The organism is Candidatus Zixiibacteriota bacterium (assembly GCA_034439475.1).
Classification (GTDB): Bacteria; Zixibacteria; MSB-5A5; order GN15; family FEB-12; genus JAWXAN01.
In genome coordinates this window covers 1-7,837 of record JAWXAN010000029.1, presented here as the reverse complement: position 1 = coordinate 7,837, position 7,837 = coordinate 1, and the positions used below count along the sequence as shown (strand labels likewise).

Annotated in this window: 6 protein-coding genes; 2 read left to right on the top strand and 4 right to left on the bottom strand. The window is 48.6% G+C overall.

Annotated features, from left to right (window positions below):
• Positions 1–514: 514 nt before the first annotated feature.
• Positions 515–1,789: a hemolysin family protein gene (locus SGI97_03695; GenBank protein MDZ4722995.1), complete on the bottom strand. Its 1,275-nt coding sequence runs from the start codon at positions 1,787–1,789 to the stop codon at positions 515–517.
• 94 nt (positions 1,790–1,883) lie between these two features.
• Entirely contained in the window at positions 1,884–2,747 is an 864-nt protein-coding gene (locus SGI97_03690) for a zinc metalloprotease HtpX (protein MDZ4722994.1), read from the bottom strand.
• 385 nt (positions 2,748–3,132) lie between these two features.
• Here SGI97_03690 and SGI97_03685 point away from each other — a divergent pair, with 385 nt between their 5' ends.
• Positions 3,133–3,942: a class I SAM-dependent methyltransferase gene (locus tag SGI97_03685; GenBank protein ID MDZ4722993.1), complete on the top strand. Its 810-nt coding sequence runs from the start codon at positions 3,133–3,135 to the stop codon at positions 3,940–3,942.
• Positions 3,943–4,036: 94 nt separating this feature from the next.
• Here SGI97_03685 and SGI97_03680 read toward each other — a convergent pair whose 3' ends face one another.
• Together SGI97_03680 and SGI97_03675 are read right to left on the bottom strand one after the other, a co-directional pair.
• Complete coding sequence (locus SGI97_03680) at positions 4,037–6,328, bottom strand: cation:dicarboxylase symporter family transporter (GenBank protein ID MDZ4722992.1); 2,292 nt, start codon at positions 6,326–6,328, stop codon at positions 4,037–4,039.
• Between the two features lie 65 nt (positions 6,329–6,393).
• Positions 6,394–6,534, bottom strand: a complete 141-nt coding sequence (locus SGI97_03675) for a hypothetical protein (GenBank protein MDZ4722991.1) — start codon at positions 6,532–6,534, stop codon at positions 6,394–6,396.
• A gap of 1,069 nt (positions 6,535–7,603) precedes the next feature.
• On the opposite strand from SGI97_03675, the gene SGI97_03670 reads away from it, so the two are divergent.
• On the top strand, positions 7,604–7,837 hold a 234-nt coding region (locus tag SGI97_03670; GenBank protein MDZ4722990.1), incomplete at its 3' end, for a hypothetical protein.

Genomic DNA, 7,837 nt, shown 5'->3' with positions numbered 1-7,837 from the left:
ATCCCCTGGCAGGGGCGCCAGACAGCACAGAAAAGACGTCAGGATCACAAGAATCCTGACCTACTTAGGACTGACGGCACTTCTTAATTCTTCGTGCGGGACGTCCCAGTCGCGCACCGGGGTGACCGTCAGGTCACCCGCCGTTGGCGGAATCGCTACCAGAGGAAGAGAACACGAATATGAGATTACCACGTTTCACTTAAGAAAGTGAAACTCGCAATGACGCGCGGGGGTGTCTGTTTTGATTTGTGGCCCCCCCGGGGCGGAGTGTGGTACAAGACTAAGAGAAGATACCCTGGATTCCCGTTTTCACGAGAATGACAGAGAGGGTGGGGGTGACATTATAAAGGGGATGACACCATATAGAGGATGACACTGTGCCGACGTCAGGATCACGGGGATCCTGACCTACCAAAGAAAAGCCGAACACTAAATTGCCCGCACACTCCTCAGAATTGGGACTTACAATGAAAAGAAACTGACCGCACCCCTTGTTTTCCCGTTCCCCTCCCCCTCACTCCGACACCTTCTCCAGCTTCAACCGCAAAATCCGATTCTTATCCTTCACCAGCACCGTGAGCAGCATATCGGCGATTTTCACCGACTCGGATTTTTCGGGCATACGCCCGATGGCGTCAATAAATAATCCTGCCACTGTATCGGCATCATCCTCGGGCAGATGCGAGTCCATGAGCGAATTTATTTCCCCCGGCCACACCGTACCATCCGCGAAAGCTACCGTCTGCGAGTGTCTCACCAGAGGGGGATTTTCGGTATCGTGCTCATCCTGAATTTCACCCACAAGCTCTTCCAAAACATCTTCGAGCGTAATAATTCCCGCCGTGCCTCCGAACTCATCGAGCACTATTGCCATGTGATTTTTGCCGCGCCGGAACTGAACCAGCAGGGTTGCGAGGGGCATGGAATCCGGAACGAAAAGCGGAGACCGCATGAGCGACCGCAAATCCATTTGCTCCTGTTTAATCTGCGCGCTGATAAGGTCTTTGACATTAAGGATACCGACTACATAGTCGATGGTCTTTTCGTAAACAGGGTAGCGGCTATACGCCTCGCTTGAAATTATTTTCATCACCTCCGCAAGCGGTGTGTTCTTTTGTAAGGCGATAACGACTGTGCGAGGTTTCATCGCTCGTCGGACAGTCGAGTCTGAAAAAGTGAAAGCCGACCTGATAAGCTGCTGTTCCGTCTCATCGAAAATCCCCTTTTCGGCACCATCGCGGATCATCTGATTGATTTCGTCTTCTGAGATGTGCTCTCGGGCGTGGTCGCGGCTGATTCCAAAAAAACCGATCACTGACCGTGCAAGCCAACTGAGGAATCGCGAAAATACAGATGTAAGTTTGATAAACCCCGACACCGGTCCGGCGACAATGCCGGCGTATCGTTCGGGGTTTGAGAGTGCGATGTATTTCGGCATGAGTTCACCGAGTACGACCGACAGGATAGTTATGCCCAAAACCACAAGTCCTACTGCCAGAGGGATTGACCATCGAGTCACAAATTCCACCGGCGATGCGGCCAAGCGCGCAGTCAGTTGATCGACCATTGTCGCGCCGCTGAAAACGCCGAGCAGGGCGCCGAAGAGGGTAATGCCGACCTGGACTGTGGCTAGAAAATTTTCAGGGTTGTCGTAGAGTTTGTATGCCGACTCGGCGCCGAGTTTTTTTTGTTTTATTCGCTCACGGAGTTTAGAGCGTCGCGATGCAATAATGGAGAATTCGGCAAGCGCAAAAAATCCGTTGGCCATGACCAAGAGGACAATTGCCATTAATTCCAGCCATAAACGACCCTCCATAGAAAAGCAAAACCCCGCCTGTCATTACTCGGCAGCCGGGGTAATCTCCATAGAAAAATTATTTAGATCAGGCATACCCTTTGTACGGAGCCTGCATCGCTAATTCACGAAGTTTTTCAATTCGTTTTTCAACCGGAGGGTGTGTGGAAAATATCGCGGCCATTCCTTTTCCGGAAAGAGGATTGGCAATCATCAAATGGGCGGTCGCAGGTTTGTCATCGAGATTCATCTTGACCGGCGCGCGGTGGAGTTTGTCCAGCGCGGATGCCAGCGATAAATATTTACCGGTGAGGCGTCCGCCCTCGGCATCGGCCTGATATTCCCGCTGTCTCGAGATTGCCACCTGCAAGAGCATGGCGGCGATTGGCGCAACAATAATGGCTACAATCATTCCGAGACCGCCTCCGCGATTTTCTGCAGAGCGGCCACCGCCGAATATCGCGCTCCACTGAAGCATACTGGCTATCATGCCTATGGCTCCGGCGAATGTTGCCGCGACAGTTCCGACCAGCATGTCACGGTTTAAAATATGGGCTATCTCATGCCCCATTACGCCTTCGATTTCGTCTTCGGTTAAAAGCTCAAGTAGGCCTTCGGTTGCCGCCACTGCGGCATGGTGAATATCTCGTCCTGTGGCGAAAGCGTTCGGCCCCCGAGTGGGGATGATATACACTTTGGGCATAGGGATCATCGCCTGAGTTGAAACCCGTTTTACGATTCTATACAGTTCCGGATGGTCTTTTTCCTCAACCGGCCGGGCGCGATACATTTTCAGGATGAGTTTATCCGAATACCAATAGGTGACAAAATTCATTACAGCGGCCATAAAAAACGCGATTATCATTCCGTTCTGACCGCCAAACATATAGCCGAGCCCCATAAATAACGCCATAAGAAGACCCATTAAGACCGCGACTTTTACACCGTTCATTTCTTTCATTGCTCCTTGAATCAAATCTACCGTGACATTATTATCACAGTCAACTGTTCTTCAGTCAACAATATATCGCATTCTCAGATGAAATGTTCCCAAAATCGGCAATAGGAGCTTTCGATTTATCACATTGCCGCCGTAATCACATTTTAGGTATGAGATTACACCGTTTTATTACACTATCTCATTAGTAAGAATAATTGCTTGAGCAGATATCAACAGGACCTCCCACCCAGACGCCTTGACAAAATCGTCTTTTGGTTTATATTGAGTTCGTGGCTAAATAGATTCGCTAAACGACACGAGCTATTCCAAAAAAAGCTGAATCTACAGCAGATTGAACTATTATCGCGCTGAGAGATTGAGCCCTTGAAAGAGACCTATGAGCATACCTGCTTCAAAGCTTTCTGATCGCCAACTCCGTGAACAGAATTATTACAACACTTATAGGAAGCAAAATGGTGTCACGGACGTCACCTTTGACTTTGTTTTCGATGGGATTGAGCGGTCATGGAATTCCTATTGGATCGTCTACAACACTGCCCTGAAACATTTTAAGAACTCGGACCAAAAACTCCTGGAAATAGGCTGCGGTCCGGGTATTTCTGCTATGCGCTACGCGAAAATGGGTTATAATGTGTATGGTTTCGACATCTCTGAGCAGAATATCGAATGTTGCGAACGCCTCGCGGAGAAGTATCAATTTTCTGACAAGACACACTTTAGCGTCGAAACCGCCGAAGCGCTTCCGTTTGAAAGTAACAGTTTTGACATTGTGACTGGATTGGATATTCTACACCATATCGACATTGAACCTTCAATGCGCGAAGTCTATCGCGTCCTAAAACCAGGCGGGATTGCGGTGTTCAAGGAATGTATCGAAGTACCAATGTGGGAGAAAATTAGAAATTGGAATATTGTTTTACGGTATTTCCCCAAAGAAGAATCATTCGAAACTCATATTACTCATGACGAGCGAAAGCTGAGCGCCGAAGACGTCCGTGTAATCTCCCAAATATTTCACGGATGCACAGTGAAGCGTTATGGAATCTTTACGAGATTATCGCGGCTCTGGCCGGACTCTGATCAGAAGTTACTCGGCAAGTTGCAGAGACTCGACCACACAATCGTTCGCCTTGTGCCTTCAATCGAAAAATTGGGGGGCTCAGCTGTTCTTTTTGTTAAAAAATGAGAGTCATAACTTCAATCGTGCTTGCTTACCGCAAATAAAAAAAGGCCAGTGCATGACTGGCCTTTTCAACAGCTATCAACCCGCTACTCGAAACTTACTTTTGTCCGCGCTTGCGCTTACCCCGGCCAAAATCTGCGCCTTCGGTAGAAAAACTGTCGGTCGCTTCTTCTGATTCCGGTGGTTCCGGATTTCGATTGGAGGACGATGCGTCTCTGGAAGCGTCGCCGCGATGGCTTCGCGTTCTTCCAAAGGCTACCTCTTCAGAAGCAGTATTTTCTGAAAGCTCCCTCACTCGTTCATCCGATCCACGTTCGGTTTGCTCGGAATCAGACTGACGGTTGAACTCTTTTTTGTACGAAGATGGATATCGGTCGCTGTTTTCCGACTCATCCCGATCTTCACGGAAAGTCCCATCATATCCCTGCTCATTGCGATTGTCAGCTTCTTCCGGTCTGCTCATTTTCACGGGAGCCTCACCAAGTCCAAGATCAATCGGTGTGGGAGATGTTCCAGATGAAACGTCCTCGTCATTCTCAATTTTCTCTCTCTCCTGATAGTTCCTCCGAGGTCCTTGCGACCGCCGATCAAACTTTCCTTGTCTGTCGTATCGCCTCGGGCGCTTCTCTCCCTCACTTGGTTGGTCATTCCCGCCGTTAGTGCTAAGTTCTGCCTGCCCGGACTCATCTGATGTTTCACCGCTGGACTTTTGATATTCCCGGCGGCCGTAGCGGCGCTCGTCCGATCCTGCCCGGGGCCCAGCGCTTCGTGATTCATTTTGAAATCTGCGTGGACCGCCTCGGCGCGCAATATCCGATTTCTGTCCCTGGCTTATCGGGCTCTCGACAACTGAGCTCTCGCCCGAAGCCCCCAGTTCTTTTCTTTCTTTGGTCTCCAAATCGAAAACGGGTGTATCCGAAACTGACATGGTAAATGGAGAGGCTTGGTTCGTTTCAATACTCTCACCGTGGGATCCCGATGAATCGGCGGGCCTGTCCTGTCGAGGGAATCTCGATCCTTTTCCGCGCTCATATCTGCGGTCCGCGCCTCGATCGGGTCGGGCGTCACGTGACTCACGGTTCTGCGATTCAGAACGGTACGGTCTTTCTGCTCGAGATTGTCCCCGTTCCTTTCTGTCGACAAATTGTGGTCGCTCTCGCAACTGGGGACGGGAGGATGCCTTCATGTCGGAAGAATTTGCAAGAATAGAAACGGCGATGCTGTCGCCCCAAACATTGACCATCGCTCTGAATCGGTCCAATATCCAGTCGAACACCACCAGAATTGCGAGCACACTAAATGCTCCTTGGGGGAAACCAACCGATGTGAACAAAACCGCAGCAACCGAAATTGCCGCTGAAGGGAGTCCGGCAACGCCGATTGAGAGAATGAGGCCGACAATAACAACCAAAATATATTGGATTATGCTTAGCGAAGTTTGAGTTGCCTGAGCCGAAAAGATCGCGGCTACTATCAGATATAGGACAGTCGGCGCCAACTGAAGCGTAATACTCAGGGGAAGTGAAAGGGCGGCGGCGCGTGAATCAAGGCCCGTTCTGTTTCTTACAGTTTCATGGGTAATTGGATACGCCGTAGCTGACGACGAACTTCCAAAAGCAGTCAAAAGCGCCGGCCCGAGGTGACGAAGATGATCAATCGGGTTTCCGCCTCCAAAAAACTTGAGAGCCAGAGGATAGACCGCTCCCGCCAGAAGCATAAATCCGAGCACGACGGTAAGAAGGTATGGCAAATAAGAGCCGAGTGCGTTGAAATTCACACTCTGTCTTGCAACGGCGTCACCGACAAGTGAGAAAACGGCCAATGGCGTTAGCAAGACTAGCCAGCCAGCCAGTCTGATTGTAATGTGATAAATTTCCTCAGCCAGGCCATAGATCGACCGATCGCGCGCTTTAGTTCCTATAATCACGGCTCCGAAAATGAAGGTGAACAGGACAATTCCCAAAAGTCGGGCTTCAAAGAGCGCTCCTGAAAGATTATCCGGAATTGGCATTCCAAATAAACCACCACGCTCTGCAATCGGGCCTGGGACAAGATCCGGAAACAAAGCAAGATTGACCGACGCGCCCGGCTGAATAATAATTGACAGTCCGAGGGCGATAATCACAGCTGCTATGCTTGTCGCGGCGAAAAAAGCGAGGCCCCTCAGGCCAATTCGGTTGAGTCTACCCAGATCGCCAAGGCTTATCACAGCAATAAGCACTCCGCTAATAAGCATGGGGATCGCAACTATCTGCAGGATGTTGACAAATAGCCTGCCGATAAAGCCCAAGGCAAGCATTAGGTCCGGCGTTACATAGCCGAGGAATCCGCCCGCGACAACACCCAGTCCAAGCGCGGGAAGAATCCAATTTTGTAGTTTGGCTGACATTTCAGTCCTATTGGTTCGTTTCGAGGAAATATCTGACAGACCGGCCTTGTCAGCCTCGAATAGTTTTATTCTTTGCCACTATCGCGGGCAGTTTGCGCGTCGATTGGCGCGTCCTGTATATCCGGCAGGGGTCTGCTTTCTTTTGGAAAGGTATCTTCGCTTATTGAGCCGCCTTTCCGAATAACAGGGATAGTTCGATCTATCATTGGCTAGTACCTCTTGACAGAACGCGACTTACAGATTCGACTGTGAAAGAAAGGTATTTCCCCAAAATGCATTTCGCAAGGCTTTTATTCTTCATTATCTGGCCGAAATACAGTCATTTCCCTCCGAACCGCAATATCTCTCTTTTCTAACTACGACTTTCTTTCAATCAGATGCCGCAAATAATTTGCTGAGGGCCACCATGAGGTTGTACCTTGATCTGAGACATGAGAGATTTTGTACTGTACCACCTTCCTGCGATTGGCTTCGCAGCCATAATCCTTGTGGTTTCCTCAATCTCAAATCCTCCCAAACCCTCGATTGAGATTCCGAATTTTGACAAAATTGCTCACTTTGTGGAGTACTTTTTGTTTAGTATTCTCGTGTTTAGGTCCTTACAGAGACTCTTTTTATCAAGTCCCAAGCGCATTTCTTTACTTTTTGGTCTGCTTTTTGTTTCTCTATTCGCTGGAATTGACGAATATAGACAACAATTTGTACCCGGAAGGTTCTGTGACGGGTGGGACTATCTGACTGATATCTCCTCCGCACTCTGTGCATCGCTTCTTTTTTTCTCAGTGCGTCGAGTGAAAAGAGTCAAAAATAGTTAAAAAAGTAAAGCTGGCCTTGGCATTGAACTCTTGACAATAAAAGCAAAGCAGGCTATATTAGTTGAGGTTATTAGGGGAAAAGGTTGCGTCAATTATTACTGCAAGTTCTTTCCTTTTTTTTCAGACGGTCTAACATTGCTGGTCTACACTTATAACTCTTGAGGCTATTGACTCCAGAGCGCTATCTCTTGTGAAGGTACAGCCCCAGTGCTGATGTAACGAGGCACGTTGATTGGTATCATTTTGCTTCTGTAAATGCTGAGATAGGTTTTGGAAGAAATGGTTTGGAAATCTACGAATGAATATTGATGGCGCGTGGCGGAGTTCTGTCACGAAAGTAAAATTTAATAACAGGTGTCTTGCGAGGGTGCAGGACTGGAGGTTGGAAAATTTGAGCCTCCAATTTGATTATGAGAATGATCTAAACATATACTAATAATTCATGGAGGTAAGGTTGAAGATGAAACTTAAAACAATTCTGATACTTATGGGGCTGGTAGGACTTATGGCACTGCCGGGTCTGACAGTTGCCCAGGATTCAGGCACCCCAGATTCTGTAATTATGGTAATCACACCGCCTAATGCCGCTGATGCGGTTCCGAAAATGAAGGCGGAACTCTATTTCAAGAATGATTTCAATATCGTCAGCGCATCAGTCGGTTTTAATTGGGTTAACGAAAACGCTGTCATGACT